Annotated in this window: 17 protein-coding genes; 10 read left to right on the top strand and 7 right to left on the bottom strand. The window is 66.9% G+C overall.

Annotated elements, in window-relative coordinates:
• Positions 1-55 precede the first annotated feature (55 nt).
• Complete coding sequence (locus AC1DEY_RS00775; protein WP_441408481.1) at positions 56-442, bottom strand: SHOCT domain-containing protein; 387 nt, start codon at positions 440-442, stop codon at positions 56-58.
• 109 nt (positions 443-551) lie between these two features.
• A complete protein-coding gene (locus AC1DEY_RS00770; RefSeq protein WP_476866327.1) occupies positions 552-992 on the bottom strand; it encodes a hypothetical protein in 441 nt (146 codons plus the stop codon).
• A 232-nt stretch (positions 993-1,224) separates the two neighbouring features.
• Between AC1DEY_RS00770 and AC1DEY_RS00765 the strand changes: the two genes are divergently transcribed.
• A complete protein-coding gene (locus tag AC1DEY_RS00765) occupies positions 1,225-2,055 on the top strand; it encodes a class II glutamine amidotransferase (protein WP_476866326.1) in 831 nt (276 codons plus the stop codon).
• A 118-nt stretch (positions 2,056-2,173) separates the two neighbouring features.
• On the opposite strand, the gene AC1DEY_RS00760 is transcribed toward AC1DEY_RS00765, so the two are convergent.
• Together AC1DEY_RS00760 and AC1DEY_RS00755 are read right to left on the bottom strand one after the other, a co-directional pair.
• Positions 2,174-3,793, bottom strand: a complete 1,620-nt coding sequence (locus tag AC1DEY_RS00760) for a hypothetical protein (RefSeq protein WP_476866325.1) — start codon at positions 3,791-3,793, stop codon at positions 2,174-2,176.
• Between the two features lie 316 nt (positions 3,794-4,109).
• Positions 4,110-4,646, bottom strand: coding sequence for an ion channel (locus AC1DEY_RS00755; RefSeq protein ID WP_476866324.1), 537 nt, complete (start codon positions 4,644-4,646; stop codon positions 4,110-4,112).
• Between the two features lie 176 nt (positions 4,647-4,822).
• On the opposite strand from AC1DEY_RS00755, the gene AC1DEY_RS00750 reads away from it, so the two are divergent.
• Entirely contained in the window at positions 4,823-7,471 is a 2,649-nt protein-coding gene (locus tag AC1DEY_RS00750) for a helix-turn-helix transcriptional regulator (protein ID WP_476866323.1), read from the top strand.
• Positions 7,472-7,609: 138 nt separating this feature from the next.
• The gene (locus AC1DEY_RS00745; protein ID WP_476866322.1) at positions 7,610-8,062 is read left to right on the top strand and encodes a universal stress protein; all 453 of its coding nucleotides are present in this window, start codon (positions 7,610-7,612) and stop codon (positions 8,060-8,062) included.
• 100 nt (positions 8,063-8,162) lie between these two features.
• Here AC1DEY_RS00745 and AC1DEY_RS00740 read toward each other — a convergent pair whose 3' ends face one another.
• From AC1DEY_RS00740 to AC1DEY_RS00730, 3 genes are all read right to left on the bottom strand, one after another.
• Entirely contained in the window at positions 8,163-8,459 is a 297-nt protein-coding gene (locus AC1DEY_RS00740; RefSeq protein ID WP_441408487.1) for a hypothetical protein, read from the bottom strand.
• 189 nt (positions 8,460-8,648) lie between these two features.
• Complete coding sequence (locus AC1DEY_RS00735; protein ID WP_476866321.1) at positions 8,649-9,533, bottom strand: IclR family transcriptional regulator; 885 nt, start codon at positions 9,531-9,533, stop codon at positions 8,649-8,651.
• A 169-nt stretch (positions 9,534-9,702) separates the two neighbouring features.
• A complete protein-coding gene (locus AC1DEY_RS00730; protein ID WP_476866320.1) occupies positions 9,703-10,956 on the bottom strand; it encodes a glycoside hydrolase family 1 protein in 1,254 nt (417 codons plus the stop codon).
• A 376-nt stretch (positions 10,957-11,332) separates the two neighbouring features.
• Between AC1DEY_RS00730 and AC1DEY_RS00725 the strand changes: the two genes are divergently transcribed.
• Genes AC1DEY_RS00725 through AC1DEY_RS00695 form a run of 7 tightly spaced genes read left to right on the top strand, consistent with a single transcriptional unit; the run spans position 11,333 to position 21,097 of the window.
• Positions 11,333-12,889: an ABC transporter substrate-binding protein gene (locus tag AC1DEY_RS00725; RefSeq protein ID WP_476866319.1), complete on the top strand. Its 1,557-nt coding sequence runs from the start codon at positions 11,333-11,335 to the stop codon at positions 12,887-12,889.
• 60 nt (positions 12,890-12,949) lie between these two features.
• A complete protein-coding gene (locus AC1DEY_RS00720; RefSeq protein ID WP_476866318.1) occupies positions 12,950-13,903 on the top strand; it encodes an ABC transporter permease in 954 nt (317 codons plus the stop codon).
• Complete coding sequence (locus tag AC1DEY_RS00715; RefSeq protein WP_476866317.1) at positions 13,900-15,915, top strand: dipeptide/oligopeptide/nickel ABC transporter permease/ATP-binding protein; 2,016 nt, start codon at positions 13,900-13,902, stop codon at positions 15,913-15,915. The genes AC1DEY_RS00720 and AC1DEY_RS00715 overlap by 4 nt, the downstream gene beginning before the upstream one ends.
• The gene (locus AC1DEY_RS00710; protein WP_476866316.1) at positions 15,912-16,919 is read left to right on the top strand and encodes an oligopeptide/dipeptide ABC transporter ATP-binding protein; all 1,008 of its coding nucleotides are present in this window, start codon (positions 15,912-15,914) and stop codon (positions 16,917-16,919) included. The genes AC1DEY_RS00715 and AC1DEY_RS00710 overlap by 4 nt, the downstream gene beginning before the upstream one ends.
• Positions 16,919-19,705, top strand: a complete 2,787-nt coding sequence (locus AC1DEY_RS00705) for an alpha-L-rhamnosidase (RefSeq protein WP_476866315.1) — start codon at positions 16,919-16,921, stop codon at positions 19,703-19,705. Before AC1DEY_RS00710 ends, AC1DEY_RS00705 begins: the two co-directional genes overlap by 1 nt.
• The gene (locus AC1DEY_RS00700; RefSeq protein WP_476866314.1) at positions 19,702-20,703 is read left to right on the top strand and encodes an alpha/beta hydrolase fold domain-containing protein; all 1,002 of its coding nucleotides are present in this window, start codon (positions 19,702-19,704) and stop codon (positions 20,701-20,703) included. Before AC1DEY_RS00705 ends, AC1DEY_RS00700 begins: the two co-directional genes overlap by 4 nt.
• Positions 20,704-20,737: 34 nt before the next feature.
• Positions 20,738-21,097, top strand: a complete 360-nt coding sequence (locus AC1DEY_RS00695) for a VOC family protein (protein ID WP_476866313.1) — start codon at positions 20,738-20,740, stop codon at positions 21,095-21,097.
• Positions 21,098-21,280: the final 183 nt, after the last annotated feature.

The following is a 21,280-nucleotide window of genomic DNA, read 5'->3' as shown; positions in this document are numbered from 1 at the left end:
TGAGTAGTGGATTCATTGTGGCCTGTCCCCGACTATGAGGGATCCCCAATCTGAGTCAGACGACTACCTTGCTCTTGATCCGGTCGAACTCCTCCGGAGTGATGGTTCCAGCGTCCATGAGTGCCTTGGCCTTGGCGATCTCCTCACTCGGACTGGCCGAGGCAGCCTGGCGGATGTAATCATCGGTTTCCGCCCGGCTCTTGCGGGCCGCCTCCGTTGCCCGCTTCGTCATTCCCTTGCCGCGCGCGACCATGTAGGTCAGGACGGACAGGAGGGGGACAAACACCAGGAAGAGGATCCAGACGGCCTTCCACCAGCCGCTGAGTTCGTGGTCGCGGAAGAGGTCGCCGATCACCATGAACAACGCCCACAGGAAGGCGAAGAACGCATAGAAGATAAACATCCACCATAAGAATTCCCAAAAGTTCTGGAAGAAACTCATTTTCGCTTCCCTGCTTTCCATTGGCGGGCGTTCAATTGGCGAGGCGTTACTTGTGAACGGGACCCTGTGCGGGTGATTGGGCCACAGGCCCGGGTCCCTGGTGGCTGCTTTAGCATTTGGCGTCATTCGTGAGGTCGCTGACGGCGGCCTGCACGTTCGCGGCTTCGTCCCGCAGGGCGTTAATTGCCTGGGTCAGGGTGGCGGTGTCGGGAACGGCGTTGACGGCGGCACCAAACTTCTGTTGGGCGGTCTTGACGGCATCCACGCGATCCTTGGCTGCGTCACCGGCTGCCGTGACCAGATCGTCGTAGGCTTTCGCCACCTGCTCCCGGGCTGACCGGATCTGCTCCAACGTGGCACCTGGCTTGAGAGTGTCCTTGAAGTTCGTCAAGGATGAGGAGAAGGCAGCGGAAGCGGCGCACACCGGTGAAACGCTCGGGGTCTGGCTGGTGGCGGGGCTGGCGTTCGGACTTGTGGTGCTGCAGCCCGTGAGCAGCCCGATTGCCGCACAGAAGGCAATCAGCGCGAGGACTGGTTGTGGTCTCGACACTGCAAGGCCCCTTTCTCCGTAGACTCGCGCACTTTTCATGGCTCGCGCCTGGCAGTCCTATCACTGGCAGGTACCACAAGTGTTGGCTTCGGACCCGGCGGGCGCCTCACCCGCCGGGGGTGATCCTGCAGGCGGTGCCCGCGCGCGCCCGCGACCGGTCGAATCACCCCCGGATGATGATGTGCGGGTCCGGTACGCGTGATGGACTGCTGTCCAAAACGAGGAGGACGTCATGTGCCGTTGGCTCGCGTATTCGGGGTCGCCCGTGAAACTTGATGATCTTTTGTACAAACCTGTCCACTCACTCGTCATGCAGAGCAAACACGCACGCATGGGAGTCGAGACGACCAACGGCGATGGCTTCGGTGTTGGCTGGTATGGATCGGCGCCGACTCCCGGAGTGTTCCGCAGCACGGAGCCGGCCTGGCACGACCGCAACCTCCGCGAATTATCCGCCCTGGCATCCGCCGGACGCGTTTTCGCCCACATCCGTGCCACAACCGGCTCGGCGATCCAACAGACCAACTGCCATCCGTTCCGGCACGGCCGCTGGCTGTGGATGCACAACGGGCTCATCACGGATTTCCCGACGGTCAAACGCGACTTGGCCTTCGCCGTCGAGCCGTCGCTGTTTCCGTTGATTGAGGGAGCGACGGACTCGGAGCTGTTCTTCTACGTCGCGCTCACCTTCGGCCTGGAGAAGGACCCGCGTGCTGCGGTCGCCTCTGCGGTTGGACTGATTGAAGACGTAGGCAAGCGCCACGGCATCCAGTACCCCATCCAGATGACCGTCGCAACCACCGACGGCGAGACCACCTGGGCGTTCCGCTACTCCAGTGAAGGCATGTCCCGGACACTGTTCCACAGTGCCGACATCTCCACGCTTCGCGCCCAGTACCCGGACAACGCGATGCTCCAGGAGCTCTCCTCCGACGCGCGCGTGGTGGTTTCCGAGCCGCTGGGGGATCTGAGGGGGGCATGGAGGGAAATACCGGAATCAACGTGCCTGGTGGTGCACGGAGGCGGAGAAGACCTCTTCCCGTTCACGCCTACAGCCCCCTAGCGCTGGCTGCTGCCCGGCAACGGCCCCGCCCGCAATTCTGGCCCCCGCAATCCAGTGCGCTGAAGAAGTTTCAGGGCACTGGATCCCGCACGCCGAGTCCTCTAGAGGATCCCGTTCCTCAAGGAAGAGGGATCGTGGGGTTCGGCTCGTCCGGGGGGCGATCCTTGGCGGGCTTCTCAGCCTTGGCGGGTTTCGCCGGAGGCGCCGGCGCGGGCACCGGCTCCGTTGGAGCCACCGCCGCGGACTCCGGGCCGGGCGCGGTGACGGGCTTTACCGGGGCCATCGTTGCTGTAGCCATCGCCGCGGGCTCCCGGCCGGGCACCGATAGTGGTCCAGGGGGAGGGGCCGGGGGCCCCGTGACGGGCTCGGTGGCGGACGCTTCGACGTCCGGGCCGTCCGGGCCGGCCGCAACGGCGGGGCGGCACAGCAGTTCGACCAGGAGAATGGCGAGCACCGCAACGACCGCTGTCCAGATGGCGACGGCCGCCGTCGGGTCCTGCCAGAAGATCAGAACCAGCACGGCGATACCAACTATCGTGGCTTCCAGTATCCGCCGGTATCGGGCCAGCCAGCGCTGCCACGGTCGGGCCTGGCTGGCGCCGACTTTCCCGGTGATGTAATCTCCCGCGCTCGCAAGCCCGTGCCGGACAAATTCCGCGGGGCGCGAATGACCGCCGAGGAAAGCTGCCACGGCAATGATGAGTCCCACCGCGAAGACAAGGCGCAGGCTGTTGCGTAGGGGCACCAGGAGGGTTTCGACCAGGCTTTGGGCCGCCGCCGGAGACACGGAGTCTGGCGGAATCGAATTCAGGAGGACGGTGCGGCCGATGACCAGTCCCAGTGCCAGCAGCGCCATGGCTATGGCCACCGCCAAACCGACGCCGCTGATAGTGCTCCGTTTCCTGCCACTCGGGGCCACGGCAATCGCACCAGCGGCGCTAATCACCGTCAGCCACGCCAAGATGGGGGCCGTCGCATCCAGCGTTCGGATGGCGTTCGTGGCCCGGACCAGTTCGGGAGACTGGAACAGCGTGATATGCGCGTCAACGTCCGGAATGCGGGCGGCAATGCCGACCCCCTGCTGGACCAGGGCACTCTTGACCTGGGCAATGATCTCCTTGGTAGAGATCGTCACAGTGCCGTTTTGGTCGATGGTTACAGTTCCGCCGGAGCTGCCGGTGGCGAGGTTCACCAGGCCCTGGTGGGCCACCCGGTTCACCTGCACCCAAAGACCCTGGAACTGTGGTGTGGCGACGAATTTGGAGACAGCGGTATGAATGAGGTTCTTAGTCTGCTCCGCAATCGCCGGCGCCAGTCCGGTGATCACCGCGGCGACACGTGGCGCCGTCTTGCTCAGTTCGTTCAGCGCGTCCGCGATGACGGTCTTGAAGTCCACGGCGTCGGTGATCTGTTGTGTGACCTTGTCCGCGATCTCGGCCTGGATCGCCGGGTCGGAGGCCAAGGGAGCCACAGTTGCGACGTAGCGGTCGGTGTCGTCGATGAGTTCACTGCGCAGGTACATGGCGGGCACAGCGGCGAAGGCCAGCACTGCAGTCAAGACCACCAGCACTATGGCGATAACCCGGCGGGCCAGCCCCGAATGCGACCTGGCCGGCCTGGGTGGTGCCTTTCTGGCCTCGTCCCGTTCCTGCTGCAACCGGGCAACTTCCGCACGCAGCCGGAGTATTTCTTCCTGGTCCGTGCCGCTGGAGCTCGGGGACTGATCTTGGAGAGACATGGGGTTCCGCCTAGGTAGCAACTCGTCGACCCGGCCCGATGTACCGCGGTTGGGCACTCATGACAATTTTCATTGTCCACGCGGTGCGTCCGTCCAGCCCCACCCACACAGGGTGATCTGTTCGTGCCGGGGAAGGGTTGCCGTCCCTGCCGCGGTGCGGCGGTTCGGGCCACGCTGGGCCGCCTGGCGCCTCGCATCCGCGTCCTGCCAGGAGTTTGATGGGCCGCTACTTTGTACTCGGGAGAATTTCCCGCCTACCTTCACCACATTGGCGCTGCATCACCTGTTTTGGGTGATGCAGCAAGGCTGCTTGGGCCTACCGGCCCAGACGGCGGCCGGCAGCGAAGAAGGCCACTTTGACCACTAATAGGAGCACTCCCAGATCAGCAATCATTTGGACGGAAACCACTGCCCGCGCCAGTTGGCTCACCGGAGTAATGTCGCCGAAACCGACGGTGGCAAAGGTGGACGTCGTGAAGTACAGGGCGTCTGTTTTGTTCAAGGGTTCGCTGAATGAGGATGGATCCGTTAGCGACATTGACGTGTAAAGCAGTCCGAAAAGGCACAGAAACATGAGAACAGCTTCGACCACGGTCACGGCGGCCCGGACCTGGGGGATATGCGCCGAGAGGATCATCCGCACTTGAAGGGACATGGCGGCGAGAAATACCACGACGACAGCGGCCAGGCGGATCCACGCGGCCGCCGGATTGTCCACGTTGAATCCCGATATTGGAATTACGAAGTAGAGGGCGAGGATTAGCACGGAAAATGCAGCCAGGCGTGCCGCAGCAAAAATAAGGACCTGCCTCCGCCCGGCTTTATCGAGGTCATGGAGGAAAATCGGGTCCATCTGGCTTCCGTGCTTCGTAGCCATGACTGATGATACCCCCGCCCCACAATTCCCGGCGCGCCGCGGGAACGTGGGCGCCGGCTGCTATTTGGCCGCGCAAAGCGAAGGCGCACAAGGGGTCTTTGCGCCCTGTTAGGGCCCTTTTGCGGCCGCCTAGCATGTGCTATGTGGGTGAAATGCAGAATGCTGGATGGCTGCCTGGTCCTCAGTTCAAGATCCGGCCACCGCTGCGCGGTCTCGGAGCGTTGGCGCGTCCGCGCCTGGACAACGCCCTGTCCGCATCCGCCGATTCGCACCGCCTGACGCTGGTCGCAGCGCCGGCCGGCTACGGCAAGTCCACGTTTTTAGGCGACTGGGTCCGCCACTGCGACCTGCCGTGCGCCTGGCTGTCGCTCGATCGGTTCGATACCGAACCGGCACGGCTTTTTCACGGGGTTGTCGGGGCGATCCAGCGCGCTGCCGGCACGGTGCCCATGCCGGGCAACGATGCATTGCTGGCCCTTGACCAGAGCCTCGCCCATGACCGGGCTGCCTCCTACGACCTTTTGCTCCGGGCCCTCGAGGAACTCACGGAGCCGATTGTCCTCGTGATCGACGACGTCCACTTGGCCGGTCCGGGGCTGGCGACTGGAATCGTGGGCGTGCTCGCCGCGTCGGCGCCCCCGTCACTGCGGCTGGTCCTCTCCGGACGGGGCCACACGTCAATCCAGCTGGAGAGGTTCAGGTACGGCGAGGGCCTCGGTGAACTGCGCGCCGCTGAGCTTGCCTTCACGCAAGAGGAAGTCGCCCAATTTGCCTTCCTGCTGGGACAAGACGCAGCCTTTGACGCTGGTTCCCTGTGGAGAATGACTGCCGGCTGGCCGGTCGCCGTGCACGCGGGAATCGTCTCGCTGGCGCAGGCGGGCAACGTGCCGGTGCCGACGCCTGTCACGGCGCCGGGGACCACAGCAGCGCACGTACCGCTCGCCGACTACGTCGCGGAAGAAATCCTTGACCAACTCGAACCGTCACTGGCTGAGTTCATCTTGCGGGCCACCACCTGCGACTGGCTTGGCCGGCGGCTCGCCGTCGAACTCTATGGCCGGCCGCACGGCGGCGTGTTGCTTGAGGAATGCCTCCGCAACGGCCTGTTCATCGAGGAGCACGATTACCGCGGCGGTGAATCGATGTACCGCTGGCATTCCCTCTTCGCGGCGCAGTGCCGACGAATACTGGAAAGGCGCGACCCACTGCTTGCTGAGCGCCTGCACCGAGTGGCGGCGCGCTACTACCAGGAGTCTGACGTCGTCGAGTGCGCAGCCCAGGCGCTGCAAGGGCGCGCGCCGCGGCAGGCCGTGATGTCGCTCGGCGCGCACTGGCTCGACTTCGTTCTGGGAAACGATGCCCAGAGCCTGGAACGGCTTTGCCGGGACCTGCCGGCGCCGTGGAGCGAGGACCCAGAGATATTGATGATCAGATCCGTCTGCCGCATGCTTTCCGGCGACAACGCGACGGCGTCCGAGCTCACAGACCGGGCACTGTCGCGGACCTATGTCCTGGATGCGCTTCGCCGCCGGAGACTTGAGGCGTGCCGGGCCCATTTCGAGCCGATGCCTGCCGTCGGCCGCCAGGACGTCCACGCTGCCCCGGCCGAGGGCGGCAGGCCGATCAGGGAGATTTCAGAGGACAGCCACTCTGCCGCCAGTTCAACAGGACTGTTCCTCCTTGCCCAGGCGGAATTTCGGCTGCACCGCACCGGCGACCTCGCGGCAGTCCTGCTCCAGTCAGCCGGCGGAAGCGGCAATCTTGAGCGGTTGGAAGCCATAGACATCAGTGCCCAGGCGGATCTTGCGCTGGCGTTTGCAGGAGCCGGTGATCTGGTGCAGGCCGCGGATAGTGCCACGAGTGCCCTGGAGCGGGGTGAGGCCCTGGGCTGGAATTCGCAGGAACGGATGGCTCCGGCCTGGCTGGCCCGCGGCATTGCATGCTACTGGAACGACGACCTGGCGGCTGCCCAAAAATACCTGGCGAGGGCCCAGCGATTGGGTAGCGAGCTATTCCCTTCAGGACCGCTCAGTGTCATTTATCGGGTCCTGACCGATTGTGCCACCGGGGATCCGGGCCGGCTCGCAGAATCCAGCTCGGCGCTGGAATCCTTCCACGCCCGGGGACTCTACAGCGTGTCATGGAACGCTCTGCACACCATTGCCAGGGCGAAGGTCGCTGAAGCCCAGGGCGACCTGGAGGGGGCGTTGGCGATCGTGCACCCACTCGGCGCTGGCGGACATGGGGCGCTGGCGGATTCGCTGCTGGCGGAGCTGCTGTGTCGCGGAGGCGAGATCGACGCCGCCCAACGCTGCACAGAGTCATTGACTGGCCGGCGCGGCAACTCCTATGTCGACACCTGCGCGAGCCTGACGGAGGCGCTCGTGGCCCACGGAACCGGAGACACGGCCACGGCGCATGAACGGATTGAACATGCGGTCCACCGTGCCGAGCCCGAGTCCGTCTTTCGGCCCTTTGCGGAGCGGAAAGAGGAACTCGCGGGCCTGCTGGTGCAACACGCCGTGTGGGGCACCGCCCACGAGTCCTTCATCGCTGCCCTCATGGCACGTGATACCCAGAGCGGGGCCCGGCTCCGGACACAGTCCTACTGGAGCCTGACGGAGCGCGAACGCGAGGTGCTGGCCTACATGCGCTCCATCATGACCGCGGCCGAAATTGCCGACGCGCTGTACATATCGGTGAACACGGTCAAAACGCATGAACGATCCATTTACCGGAAACTCGGGGCCGGAAGCCGGCGCGATGCCCTCAAAACGGCCGCCAAGCGCGGCATCGTTTGAACCGGCAGCAGGCAAGGGCGGAGCCGGACAATTCACCCGGACTGGGTGAGGCCCAGGCCGGCAGGGAGGCTGAGACTTGGTGTAGCGCCGGGGTGCCCGGGGATGGCCTCCGCAAGATGACGGTGAAAGTCTGGAATCATGACAAATTCGGATCCTTTTGTGATTGTGGTCGGGTTTGACGGCTCCAAGCAATCGCGCGGCGCCCTCGAATGGGCCGTGGACGAGGCCCGGTACCGCGATGCCGAGCTGCGGATAGTGACTGTTTGGAGCAAAGCGCCGATGTCCTGGTATCCCGCGCTGCTGGAAACAGCCGCCGGGGAGGTCGTGGCCGAAGCGTCTCCGGAACAGCAGGCCGAGGCCCTCGGCGCTGAGGCGGCGCGGGCCGCCGAGGGCGTGAACGCGGTGACGCGGACCGTCCACAGCGACTCGGCGGCGTCGGCAATTCTTGACGCCGCGCGGGAAGCCAATCTGGTGGTGGTCGGCTCACGCGGCCACGGCGGATTCGCGGGCTTGCACATCGGATCGGTCTCAGCGCAGGTGGCCGGCCACTCGCCGTGCCCTGTCCTGGTGGTCCGTCCGATAGCGTCTTGAGTCTCCGGCAGCCGGCCGGGGCTGACTGGCCGGTCAGCCGGAGACTCGCGACGGTGTTACTTGTTCGGTGTGAATTGCCCGGCCTTAGGGCAGGACCTTCTTACGGCAGGACCTTGTACAGGTCGATGACCGTTTCTTCGGGCGGCGAGGCGAAGCCACCCTCAATGCCTTGCTGCATCCGGGGCATAAGGATCGTGTCGCGGAATTTCTCCCAACTCTCCTTCGATTCATGGACCGCCATGATGGTCCAACCGCCCGCGGACGACCCGCCGGCGTGGAAGATCTGGCCTTCCGGCAGGAGCCCCTCGCCCGGATGGACTGCTGCAATCGACGCTTCGTACTGCTCCTTGGTTCCTCCCGGGAAAAAGTGCACGACTCCGTAGGGCGCGGTCTCCATTGCTACTCCTAGGCTGGTGGATGGTACTGGACAAGGCCAGTCCTAGACTCCGCTACCGGGCATGTCAAGTAGTTATCCAACCGCAGTCCGTGCCGCAGCGGCCGGATCCGCTCCACCGCCCGGACGTCGCGCCCATGGGCGATTGAACGGTCCTGTTGGCGGCCAGGCCCTGCGCCCTACGCCTGCGCCCTACGCCTGCGCCTGGTGGCGCACGCCGGCGCTGGCCTCCGCTGTGAACCCGAGGTTTCGGGAGACCGCCCTGGCTGTTGCCTGGACTGCCGGTGCCAGCACGTTCGGGGGAGTGCCGCCGTCGGGAACCACTATGGAAAGAGCCGCGACGACGGCGCCCTGCGCGTCGAATATGGGGGAGGCCACGGAGACTGTCCTGGACGGCGCCGACCTTCTGATCATGGCGACGCCCGTGCGGCGCACGTCGGACAACGTGCGCCGCAGCTGCCCCTCCGGCATGGCGTCCACGCCGGCTTCCTCATCAGCGGGCTGCTTGATGACGGCTTCCTGGAACGCCGTGTCTGCGCCGGCCAGCAACACCAGGCCGACGGCGGTGGACCGCAGGGGAGCCCGGCCGCCCACCCGGTAGGCCACCTCGGTAGCCTGCCTGGAGGACAGCCGTTCAATGAGCACGGCCTCGTCCTTGTCACGGACCGCCAACAGGACGTGGTGGCGGGTAACTTCGAAAAGGTCCTCGAGATAGGGCAGCGCGATTTCCCGCACGCCATGGCCGCGAGGCGACAGCGATGCGACTTCCCATAGCCGTACCCCCACAACGTAGCGCCCGTCGTCGAGCCTTTCCAACGCGCCCCAGGCCACCAGCCGGCCGATGAGCCGGAGCGCTGTCGGCGCCGGCATGTCCGCGTACCTGGCCATTTCGGAAAGCGTCAGGGCGCGGCGCCGGTCCGTGAACACGGCGAGCAGGCTCAACGCACGGTCGATGACGGGTTCGCCCTGCTTTGGCCGTTTGCCGCGCGCCGGAGCGGCGGTACCGGGAGCGGGGGTGCCAGGAGCGGGGGTTGCGGGTCCGGCGGTGTCCGGATCCCTTACGGGGACTGCTGTCATTTCAAACCGTTCCTCTTTCGCCGCCAGTGACCCCCACCACACTAGTGTTTCGCCCAATGAAACTCCTAGCCGGCGCCCGGATGTGGCGCCGGGATATGGCGCCCGCCGGATATGGCGCCCAACGGATGTGGCGCTGTCTGGGTGGGGCGTCACCTGCGGCGGTGCCTGGTCAAACGGACTGAGCCACCTTCGCCTTGGCCAGGCTGCCAAGGAACTTGGCGCTCTCCTTCGGGGTCCGCTCCTGCGTGGCCCTGTCCACCGCGATGAGGCCGAACTTCGGACCGTAGCCAAAAATCCACTCGAAGTTGTCGAAGGCGGTCCAGGCGATGTAGCCGCGGACGTCGATGCCGTCGGCCAGGCAGGACGCCACGCCGGCCACCGCCGTGCGGAGGTAGGCCAGCCGCTTGGAGTCGTCCTCGGTCGCCAGGCCGTTCTCCGTGACCATCACGGGAATGCCGGCGATCCTGGCCGCCTCCCGGATGGTCGCCTCGAGGGCTTCGGGGTAAATCTCCTCGCCCATCTGGTTCGTCTCGGCACCCTCGGGGGCCGGCGCGACGCCGTCCGGCCCGAAAACCGTGCGGCCGTACGTCTGGATCCCCACGAAGTCGTCCTCCCGGGACGCCACAAGGAAGCGTTCGTTGACCTCCCGGCGGATCCTGTCCGCCCGGTCCTGGCCGCCGTCGGCTGCCTGGATGTCGGTGTTGGCCAGGGTCCACCCCACCGGGAGCTCCGGACGGACCGCCTTGATGGCGGCCCGGCCCTCACGGTGTGCCGCGAGCTTGATATCGAAGCCGGCCTCGGAGACGGTGAACTGGAAGGGCGCCACGCTGCTTGCCTCGATCCCGAGCCGGTCCGCTGCGGCGGCCCAGAGCGGCACGCTTGCCCTGCGCTCGGGGGCCTCACCGCCCAGGCCGAGTTCCTTGAGCAGCCACGGAAGGTTCGGCTCGTTGAGTGTGCAGGCGACGCCAATGAGGTCGCCGAGGTGCCTCATGGCCCGGTCGCAGTAGCGGGCAAACCGTGCGGGGGTCCGCGGGTCCTCCCAACCGCCGGCCGCGAGGAGCCAGAGGGGTGAGGTGAAGTGATGGAAGGTGACCACCGGAGTGAGTCCGTGCTCATGGCAGGACTCCAGCATGCGGCGGTAGTGGTCGAGTTCCGCCACTGAGAAATGGCCTTCTTCGGGCTCGATGCGTGCCCATTCGAGAGAGAAGCGGTAGCTGGTGAAACCCAGGCTGGCGATCAGGGCAATGTCCTCGCGGTACCGGTGGTAGTGGTCGACGGCGTCGCCGGATGGTTCGGCGAAAATCGTCCCGGGCAGCCGCTCCAGGAACCAGCAGTCACTGTTGACGTTATTTCCTTCCACCTGATGGGCTGCGGTGGCCACGCCCCAGAGAAAATCCTGCGGGAAAGCAAAAGAGTCGGTCATCTGGTTCCTTTCGGTGTGAGCGCCGGGCGACAGTGCCTGGGCTGACTGTCCATCCTCGGTGCTCAAGGACGGACCAGGGATGGCCGTTTTCATTGGTTGAAAGACTCATCGCCGCCCGTCTCCTGCATCGCGCGTCCGCCGAAGACCCGCCCGGAGTGACCCCCGCCACAATACCTTTCCAATCAATGACATTGAAGTGTTTCCGTTTGAGGCGGCGCCGTGATCCTTGAGTGAGCCGGTCACCGAGACCCATCGACGAGAGGGGCACCGGCGCAACGGCCCGGAGAGCCGGTCACAGACGACCGGCATACAGGCCGCCAGGCTCCCCCAGGATGTTGACCCCCGTTTGTTGAGAAAGAATGCGAAGGCGCACCACATGAAACTTCTGAACTCCACCGCACGACGGAGCGCGGCCGTTCTGGCCGGGGCGCTTCTGCTCAGCCCGCTGACCGCCTGCGGCGGCTCCGGGCAGGCGGCGTCAACCGTTGACAAGAGCACGCTGACCATCGGCGTCGACAGCGACAGCGCCTCCTTCGGCTTTGACCCGCTGCGCGTCTCGGACGCACAGCGGCAGTTCTTCGAAGGCCTCTACGAGAACCTCATGACCCTGCAGCCGGACGGCTCCGTTGGTCCGGGCCTGGCCACCGGATTCAGCTACAACGCCGACAGCACCGTGCTGACGTTGACACTGAAGCAGGGGGTGACCTTCACGGACGGGTCCACACTCGACGCCGCACTCGTGAAGGCCAACTTCGACCGCCGCACCGATCCCGCACTCTCGGCGTACTCGGCCATCGCCAAGGGCGGCGCACAGGAAGTGACGTCCGTTGATGTCCTCAGCCCCACCCAGGTGGCCCTGACTTTCGCCAAGGCGCAGCCGGGCTTCGAGAAGAACCTGTCCTCCACACTGGGCATGATCGTCGGCAAGACCGGGGCCGCGGATTCGGCGAACCTCGCGGCCAAGCCGGACGGCTCAGGACCGTACACCTTGGATTCCGGGACCACCGTGAAGGGCAACAAGTACGTCCTGCAGAAGAACGACAAGAGCTCCGACGCCGCGACATACCCCTACAGCAAGATCGTCTTCAGCGTCATTCAGGACCCGCAGGCACGCGCCAACGCCCTGGTCTCCGGCCAGGTGGACGTGGCCCAGCTGACCTCACCCACCGTTGACTTCGCCAAGGCCAAAGGCGTGGGAGTCTCCCAGATCGGCGGCACCGTCCAGACCATGATCGCCTTCGACAAGACCGGCAAGACGTCGCCGGCGTTCGCCAGCGAAAAGGTCCGCCAGGCCATCCAGCACGCCATCAACCGCAAGGCCCTGGTGGATGCCCTGCACAAGGGGGACATCGCCACCTGGAACGCCCTGCCCAAGGATTCCGCCGGATTTACGACGCAGCTGGAAACCGCTTTTGCCTATGACCCGGAGAAGGCCAAGAGCCTCCTGGCCGAGGCCGGCTACGCCAACGGCTTTGACTTCACCATCGTCGCCAGCGCCACCACCCAGACGGATCTGCAGGCCGTCCAGAAGGATCTCGCCGCCGTCGGCATCACCATGAACGTGAAGATGGCGACGTCGACCGATGAGGCGTTTGCCGCCGTCGCCACCACCCCGCTGGGCTACGCGCCGCTGGGGTGGGACAACCCGGTGGGCTTGATGTACGGCGCCATCCTGAGCGGCTTCACCAATGTCCAGAAGGCCACGGACGACCAGCTCTCGGCCGCCACGGGCGAGGCCGCCGCTGCCAAGGACGATGCCGCCCGCAAGGCCGCCTTGACCAAGCTCAACACGCGGCTGGTTGAGTCCGGCTGGTTGATCCCGCTGTTCGAATCCCTGACCAACCAGGGCTACAACACCAAGAAGGTCAAGCAGGTGGACTTCGCCGGCAGCAACGTCTACCCGCTGCTCTCGTCCTACGCACCGGTTAGCTGACCACCGATCCTGCCGGGCGGGCCTTCCGAACAGGAAGGGTCGCCCGGCAGGTCCTGACCGATGGAGGTCACCATGGCACTATTCATCACCAAGCGCCTGCTGATGGCGCTGGCCACCGTGCTGGCGGTCGCGGTCCTGGCGTTCCTGCTGGTCCACGCGATGCCCGGCAGTCCGGGTGCTGTGTCGCTCGGAGCGGGCGCCGCCCCGGAGGCAATCGACGAGGTCAATGCCCGGCTTGGCTGGAACGATCCGCTCCTGACCCAGTTCTTCCGCTGGCTCACAGACGCCGTCCAGGGCAATCTGGGCACGTCCCTGATTGACGGCCGTTCCGTCGCGGCGGACCTGGGCAACAGACTCCCCGTCACAGCGTCGCTTGCGGCCGGTGCCACAGTGCTGAGCGCCGTCCTCGGCATCGGCCTGGGCGTGACCGCGGCGGTCCGCGGCGGCCTGGTGGACCGGATCGTCGGCGGGCTGTGCGGCCTCGCGGTGGCGCTCCCGGCCTTTTGGATCGGCATCATCTTCGTGTACCTGTTCGCCGTCCAGTCCTCGGTCTTTCCCGCCACGGGCTACGTTCCCTTCGAGGTCTCACCGCAGGACTGGGTCATGTCCCTGGCTCTTCCGGTGATCACCCTGGCCGTCGGCGGCGCAGCGTTCATCGCCCGCCAGACCAGGGCCTCGATGCTCGAGGCGTTGCAGCAGGAGCACATCCGGACCCTGCGCGCCACGGCCACCCCCACCTGGAAAATCCTCTACATCCACGCCCTGCGCTACGCCAGCCTGCCCATCGTGGCCGGCATCGCGCTGCAGTTCATCGGCCTGTTCGGCGGTTCCGTGATCGCCGAGCAGCTGTTCGCCATGCCGGGCCTGGGCCAGGCCGTCCAGACCTCCGTCAGCACCCACGACGCCCCCGCAGTCCAGGGCGTGGTGGTCATCGCCACCGTCGTGGTGGTGGCTGTGAACCTTGTGCTGGAACTTGCCACCAAGTTCCTTGACCCGAAGTTGCGTGCCTCATGATCCCCAAACTCAACCCCCGCCCGCGGGCCGCCATCACCACACGGTCCGCCAACCGGCTCTTCGCCTCCCCCGGGGGTGTGGCCGGCGTCGTGTGGCTGGCGGCCCTGGTGGTTGCCTCGCTGACCGCCCAGTGGTGGCTGCCCTACAAGACCGAGGACCAGGACTTCACCGCTGTCCTGTCCGGCCCCACCGCCGCGCACTTGCTCGGCACGGACGAGCTCGGCCGGGACCTCCTCAGCCGCATCTTCGCCGCCGCGGCCGGCACCCTGGGAACGTCACTGATCACGGTGATTGTCGGCGTCGGGCTGGGAACCGTCCTGGCGATGACGGCCGGCGCCGCCGGCGAACGGGCGGAAGGGGTGCTCAGCCGCGTCACCGAAATCATGATGTCGCTCCCCGGCACGGTGATCATCCTGGCCGTCATCGGTGCCGTGGGAACCAACATTCCGCTGATCATGGCGATCCTGGGCATCCTGATCTCTGCCGGCATCTACCGGGTCATGCTGGGCCAGGCGAAGTCGCTGCAGTCCCAGCTGTACGTGGACGCCGCCAAGGTGGACGGCGTCAGCATCCTGGGGATCAGCCTCCGCCATGTCCTGCCCGGCCTGACCAACACGATCGTGGTCCAGTCCGCCCTCATCTTCGCTGTAGGCATGCTGATCCAGGCCGGACTCGCGTTCATCGGCTTCGGCCCACCCATCCCGCAGCCCAGCTGGGGCGGCATGATCCAGGGCGCCTCGCAGCACGTCTACGACGCACCCTGGCTCATGGTTCCCACCGGTGCGGTCCTTGCCCTGACAGTCCTGGCCGCGAACGCCATCGGCAACGCCCTGGGGAAGGCGCCGAACGCCGCGGCCTCCCACCTGCCCTCGGCAGCGGCCCGCCGCCAGCGCGGCAGTTTTATTGCCGATGCCGTGGCCGCAGCAGGCGCCGCCGCCTCACCTGCAGGGACGGGCGCCGTCCCTGCGACAGGCCAGCTAAGCGTCCGCAACCTTTCCGTGGGGGTCGACGGCGGCACGGCGCTGGTCACGGACGTCTCGTTCGACGTCGGCCAGGGAACCGTGCTGGGCCTGGTCGGGGAGTCCGGGTGCGGCAAGACCATGACGGCGCTGTCCTTGCTGGGACTGCTGCCCTCCGGGGTCTCTGCCACCGGGGGCCAGATCCTGTGGAACGGCAGGAACCTCGCAGCCGCCACCGAACGCGACTTGGAAGGCATCCGCGGCCGTGACATCGCCCTGATCTCGCAGGAACCCATGCGGGCCCTGGACCCCATGTTCACGGTGGGCTACCAGCTCACCGCGGCCATCCGGCGCCTGCGCAAGGCAGGCAAAGCCCAGGCGCGTGCCGAAGCCCTTGGCCTGCTGGAAAAGGTAGGCATCGTGGACGCCGAAAGCATCCTCAAGGCCTATCCGCACCAGATCAGCGGCGGCATGGCCCAGCGCGTGGCCATCGCCCTCGCCCTGTCCGGCCGGCCGCGGCTGCTGGTGGCTGACGAGCCGACGACCGCCCTGGACGTCACCGTGCAGGCCGAAATCCTCTCGCTGCTGCGCTCCCTGGTGAAGGACACCGGGATGTCCGTGGTGATGGTGACGCACGACCTTGGCGTCGTGGCCGACATCTGCGACAACGTCGCCGTGATGTACGCCGGCCAGGTCGTGGAAAGCGGCCGGACCGCCAACATTCTGGACAACCCCCGCCACCCGTACACCCTGGCGCTCCTTGCCGCCGACCCGCACGCCAACAACGCCGCGGAGATGCCCGAGAGGCTGGCCACCATCAGCGGCCAAGTTCCGCAGCCCAAGGACTGGCCCACGGGCTGCCGGTTCATGGCGCGTTGCCAGTTCGCAGGCTCGGCCTGCGCCGCCCCGGTCCCGCTGCTGTCCTCCGGGTCCGAGGACGGACGGGTCCGCTGCGCCAAGGCGGACGAGCTGGCCGTCGAGGGCCTGGAATGGCTTGCCACCGAAGTGCCCACGCACCGAGTACTGAAAATCGTCGAAAAGGACCTGGCATGAGCATCGAAGCGGCAGAGCGGCAGGGGTCCCCAGCCCCCGTACTGGACGGACCCATGCTCGAGGTGAAGGACCTGGTGGTCCGGTATGGCCGCGGCCGGAAGGCTGCGGCGGCCCCGGCCGCGGTGGACGGCGTCAGCTTCGCCATCCGCCCCGGCGAGACCGTAGGCCTGGTGGGGGAATCCGGCTCCGGAAAATCCACCATCGGCAAGGCGATCCTGGGTCTCCAGACGAGCGCCGGCGGCACCATCAGCTACCAGGGCAGGGACATCACCCATGCCGGTGCCGCAGAGCGCCGCGCCCTGGGCGGTGAGCTGCGGGCCGTCTTCCAGGACCCCAACTCCTCGCTGAACCCGCGCCAGAGCATTGGTGCCTCGCTGGCGGAGCCGCTGCGGATCCGCGGAGTGTCGGCGGTTGACGCGCGGGGGAAGGCCGAAACCATGCTGGAACGTGTGGGGCTGCCCCGCGAGGCCGTAGACCGCTACCCGAGCCAGTTCTCCGGCGGCCAGCGCCAGCGTATCGCGGTGGCGCGCGCCCTGATCTGTGAACCCCGGCTGGTGGTCTGCGACGAAGCGGTCAGCGCCCTGGACCTTTCAACCCAGGCGCAGGTACTCAACCTCCTCGCCGACCTCCGGGACGAACGCGGCCTCAGCTACCTGTTCATCGCCCACGACATCTCGGTGGTCCAGTTCCTGGCGCAGCGCGTGGTGGTCCTCTACCGCGGCCAGGTGATGGAAAGCGGGCCCGCGGCAACGGTCACGGAGCAGCCCAGGCACCCCTTCACCCAGGCTCTCGTGGCTGCCTCGCCCGTGCCAAGACCCGCGGAACAGGCCCAGCGGAGGATGCTGCGGGAATCCCTTGGCGTCCGCACGGCCGCCGCGGCGGCCGCCAAGCCTGGAGGCTGCCCGTTCAGCCAGCGCTGCCCGCTGGCCACCGAACTGTGCACATCCGTTCGTCCCGCCCTGCGCACCGTGGGCGAGTCCGACGTCGCCTGCCACTACGTCTGATGGAGCCCACCCTGACTGCCACCGCGGGCCGCCGGCCCCTGCCCCCGACACGCCTCCGTTCCGACAACCTCGGCCAGGCCTTCGGGATCACCAACACTGCTCCCAGGTTGAGCTGGACGCCGCCGCAGGGCACCCTCCGTCAGGTTGCCTACCAGCTGACCGCCAGCAACGGCTGGGACACCGGCCGGGTGGACAGCGGCACGCACGGCTACGTGCCATACGGCGGTCCCGCCCTCGGCTCGCGTGACCGCTTCGAATGGTCCGTCCGGACATGGGACCTGGCCCCGGACGGCACTGAGATTGCCTCCGCCTGGGCCAGGCCCATGTCCGTGGAACTTGGACTCCTGCACCCCGGCGACTGGAGTGCCCGCTGGATCGGACCCGAGGAGCCCGTGGTCCCGGCGCCGGGGAAGCGGCCAGGCTACGCCCTGCACCGCAACTTCACCCTGGACGCCACCCCGGATCTTGCGCGGGCCTACGCCACGGCGCACGGAATCTACGAGCTCTTCATCAACGGGGAGCGGGTGGGGGACCAGCAGCTCACCCCCGGCTCCACGAGCTACCACAGCACCCTGCAGGTCCAGACCTTTGATGTCGCGCCCTTGCTGCGCGCCGGCGCCAACACCGTCCGCGCGGTCCTCACGGACGGCTGGTTCCGCGGATCCTTCGGGTTCACCCGCGACGCCGACATGTACGGAACGCAAACGGCATTCCTGGCGCAGCTGGAGATGGTGTCCGGCGGAGCCCAGACAGTCATCGGCACGGACGCATCGTGGCTGGTCAGCGCCACGGAGATCGCCAGCGCCGATCTCATGGCGGGCCAGCAAGTGGATTTCCGCCGCGGCCACGGGGCGGCCAGGCACGCGGTCCTCCGCGACGGCAGCTTCGCTACGCTCAGCGGCCCGGTGGCGCCGCCCACCCGGATCGTGGAGGAACTCCTTCCGGTCTCCATCACCCGACTCAGCAACGGCAGCCAGATCGTGGACCTGGGCCAGAATATCCATGGCTGGGTCCGTTTGAGCCGGCTGGGTGCTGCCGGCACCAAAGTGACCCTGGTGTACGGGGAGGCCCTGGACGCCGACGGGGAAGTCACCCAGGACCACCTCCGCCCCATCGACTTCAAGAACCCTGGACAGTTCCTCGACCCCGGGCAGAGGGACTCTGTGGTCTCGGCCGGCACCCGGGGCGAGGTGTTCGAACCGCGCCACACCACTCACGGTTTCCAATACATCTCGGTCCAGGGCCTGGCCGACACTTTGGAGCCGGCGGACATTGTTGGCTGCATGGTCCAGACCGACCTGGAGCGCCTGGGCACCTTCAGCTGCAGCGACAACCGGCTCAACAGGCTGCACGACATTGTGGAATGGAGCTTCCGCGACAACGCGTGCGAGGTGCCCACCGACTGTCCCCAGCGCGAAAAAGCGGGCTGGACCGGCGACTGGCAGCTGTTTGTACCCACCGCGGCCTACCTCTTCGACGTCTCCGGATTCTCAACGAAGTGGCTCAACGATGTCCGCGCCGACCAGTGGGAGAACGGTGTGATCGTCAACATCTCGCCCTCGCCCGGCCCGGACGCGACGCGAAACGACCCCATGGCGTTCCTGAACGGCTCCGCCGGCTGGGGCGACGCGATCGTGTCCGTCCCGTGGGAAATCTACCTGGCCACCGGTGACGCGAAGATCCTGGCGGAGAACTGGGATGCCATGAACCGCTGGCTCGGCTTTGTGCGCCGCACCGCCGAAGAGAACCGGCACCCGGCCCGGGGGGCGCTGTGCCCCACGCCCGAAGAGCACGAGAAGTACCTCTGGGATACCGGCTTCCATTGGGGCGAATGGCTGGAACCGGACGGGCCGCAGCCGGACGTATTCGGTGCCAGGAGCGCAGACCACGGCATCGTTGCCACCGCCTACTACCGGCGCTCCTCCGCCATCATGGCCAGCATTGCCTCCGTCCTGGGCAAGGCAGCCGAGGCCAAGGAACTCGGGGAACTCTCCGAGAACGTCCGCCGCGCGTGGCAACGGGAATACCTGCACGCCGACGGGACAGTGGGAAACAGGACAGCGGGAAACGGGACAGCCGGAAACGGGACAGTGGGAATCGGGACAGCCGGCAACGGATCAGTCGACGGCGGCACGCAGGCCAATTGCGTGCGGGCGCTTGCCTTCGACCTTGTGCCGGACAGTGCCCGCGCCGCCGTGACGAACCAGCTCGTCAACCTGGTCAGGGAGGCCGGCACCCATGTGGGGACCGGCTTCCTGGCCACGCCGTACCTGCTGCCCGTCCTTGCCGACAACGGGCATCCCGGCCTCGCCTACGAGCTGCTCATGCAGGACTCCGAGCCGTCCTGGCTCGCGATGGTGGACCGAGGTGCCAGCACCGTCTGGGAGGCCTGGAACGGCCTCGGCCCGGACGGCACGCCCGAGGCCTCGCTCAACCACTACAGCAAGGGCGCCGTTATCTCGTTCCTGCACCGCTACACGGCTGGCCTGCGCCAGGCACCCGGCAGCGCGGCCTACCAACGGATCATCATCGAGCCCCGGCCCGGCGCCGGGATCACGTCCGCGGCCACTTCGCACCGAGGCCCGCAGGGCCTGATCGAGGTGGGCTGGACAATGGACGACGGCGAACTGACCCTCAGGGCGACCGTCCCGCCCGGCACGACAGCGGAGGTCCGCCTCGCCGGCCAGCCGAACGCCGTCGTCGGGCCCGGAACACATACTTTTCCCGCCGCCGTCCCTGCGCGCGGCGCAGGCACCATTCCGACCCTTGCAAGGAGCGCACCATGACCCCCGAGTCACTGACCACGCCAACGTCGAGGGCGGAACCCGTTCCGGCGGGACCGGAAGCCACGGCGCCTGCCGGGTTGCCGGCCCCGGCCTTCCCGGCGTTCCTGCCCCCGGGCACGGCCGACGTCGTGTCGGAAAACTCCGCCGTCCACCGCGAGGTCAGCTACGCAATCACTGTCGGCTTCCGCCGGCTCGCCATGGACATCTGGCTGCCCCGCAACGCCGCCGGGACACCGGTTCCGCTGGTTCTGTGGGTCCACGGCGGCGCATTCCAGCTCGGGGACCGCCGCGAACTGCCGCCTAGCTTTGCCCCGGAATCGGTGTTCCGCCTACTGAACCAAGCCGGAATCGCGTGCGCCACCGTGGACTACCGCCATGCCCTGGAAGCGCCGTTCCCGGCCCAGCTTCACGACCTCAAGGCCGCCGTCCGGTACCTCCGCGAACACGCTGACCTGCTGGGCATCGACGCCGGAAGGATCGGCGCCTGGGGCGAGTCCGCCGGCGGCCACCTCGCCGCACTGCTGGGACTTACCGGCCGCCGCGACGACCTTGAGGGCGGACTCGGCGTACAGGGCCACTCCAGCGCCGTGAGCGCCGTCGTCGACTTCTACGGGGTGTCCTCCCTGCCGGACATGCCGCCCATGAACATGCCGCCCGGCACGATGGCCGGACCGTTGAGCGCGGCCGTGCCGGAGGGCATGACCCTGGAACCGGGCCCCATGCTGGTGGGCGGCACCGACGATCCCGCCCTGCTGGCCGCCGCGAGCCCGCTGGGCTACGTCACCGCCGGCGCACCGCCGTTCCTGCTGATCCACGGCGACAGCGACGGCCTGGTGCCGCTTGCCCAAAGCGAACTGCTGGCCGCCGCGTTCACGGATGCGAACGTCCACCACGAACTCATCCCCATCAGGGGCGGTGACCACTGCTTTTTCGGCGCGGAGGACCAGCTGGACTGGATCCTCAGCACGGCCGTGGACTATTTCGCCCGGTGGCTTTAGGGACAGATCGAATGTTCGGCTGTAGCATTCCCGCATGGCTATCGCACGCTTCCCAGGACTCGTCATTGACTGCCCCGACGCCGGAGCCCTCGCGGGCTTTTACGGTGCCCTGCTCGGTTGGAATGTGAAGGATGACGGCGACTGGGCCGAAATCCGCCCTGACGACGGCAGCGACTGCATCTCGTTTCAGCAGGTGGACGACTACCGGGCGCCGGAATGGCCGGGCCAGGGCGTACCACAGCAGATGCACCTGGACCTGATGGTGCGGGACCTGGACGAAGGCGAAAAAGAGGCCATCGAGCTGGGAGCCACCAAAGCGGACACGCAGCCCGGGACCACCTTTCGCGTTTTCCTCGATCCGGCCAGCCACCCGTTCTGCCTCTGCGTGGACTAAGCACACCTCGTCCGGCCGCGGCGCTCTTTCGCCGCGTCCGGTCAGGATCGGCAGCAGCCATGCAGACCAACAAGCCGCTCCGCGCACAGGGGTTTCCAGTCAATGAAACTACGCTAGCGGGCGCATTGCCGTTCCCGGGACGCTGGGGAAAGCCCTAAAGCTTCCTCCTTCTTGACGAATCGA

The organism is Arthrobacter sp. 05T47 (genome assembly GCF_056395825.1).
This window is presented reverse-complemented; position numbering and strand designations above follow the sequence as displayed.

Bases quoted from the DNA above. Each gene is read 5' to 3' on its own strand.
- AC1DEY_RS00755 (WP_476866324.1), bottom strand. From the start codon at position 4,646: ATGGACCCGATTTTCCTCCATGACCTCGATAAAGCCGGGCGGAGGCAG.
- AC1DEY_RS00700 (WP_476866314.1), top strand. From the start codon at position 19,702: ATGACCCCCGAGTCACTGACCACGCCAACGTCGAGGGCGGAACCCGTT.
- AC1DEY_RS00750 (WP_476866323.1), top strand. From the start codon at position 4,823: ATGCAGAATGCTGGATGGCTGCCTGGTCCTCAGTTCAAGATCCGGCCA.
- AC1DEY_RS00735 (WP_476866321.1), bottom strand. From the start codon at position 9,533: ATGACAGCAGTCCCCGTAAGGGATCCGGACACCGCCGGACCCGCAACC.
- AC1DEY_RS00730 (WP_476866320.1), bottom strand. From the start codon at position 10,956: ATGACCGACTCTTTTGCTTTCCCGCAGGATTTTCTCTGGGGCGTGGCC.
- AC1DEY_RS00760 (WP_476866325.1), bottom strand. From the start codon at position 3,793: ATGTCTCTCCAAGATCAGTCCCCGAGCTCCAGCGGCACGGACCAGGAA.
- AC1DEY_RS00695 (WP_476866313.1), top strand. From the start codon at position 20,738: ATGGCTATCGCACGCTTCCCAGGACTCGTCATTGACTGCCCCGACGCC.
- AC1DEY_RS00720 (WP_476866318.1), top strand. From the start codon at position 12,950: ATGGAGGTCACCATGGCACTATTCATCACCAAGCGCCTGCTGATGGCG.
- AC1DEY_RS00725 (WP_476866319.1), top strand. From the start codon at position 11,333: ATGAAACTTCTGAACTCCACCGCACGACGGAGCGCGGCCGTTCTGGCC.
- AC1DEY_RS00775 (WP_441408481.1), bottom strand. From the start codon at position 442: ATGAGTTTCTTCCAGAACTTTTGGGAATTCTTATGGTGGATGTTTATC.
- AC1DEY_RS00715 (WP_476866317.1), top strand. From the start codon at position 13,900: ATGATCCCCAAACTCAACCCCCGCCCGCGGGCCGCCATCACCACACGG.
- AC1DEY_RS00705 (WP_476866315.1), top strand. From the start codon at position 16,919: ATGGAGCCCACCCTGACTGCCACCGCGGGCCGCCGGCCCCTGCCCCCG.
- AC1DEY_RS00745 (WP_476866322.1), top strand. From the start codon at position 7,610: ATGACAAATTCGGATCCTTTTGTGATTGTGGTCGGGTTTGACGGCTCC.
- AC1DEY_RS00710 (WP_476866316.1), top strand. From the start codon at position 15,912: ATGAGCATCGAAGCGGCAGAGCGGCAGGGGTCCCCAGCCCCCGTACTG.
- AC1DEY_RS00765 (WP_476866326.1), top strand. From the start codon at position 1,225: ATGTGCCGTTGGCTCGCGTATTCGGGGTCGCCCGTGAAACTTGATGAT.
- AC1DEY_RS00740 (WP_441408487.1), bottom strand. From the start codon at position 8,459: ATGGAGACCGCGCCCTACGGAGTCGTGCACTTTTTCCCGGGAGGAACC.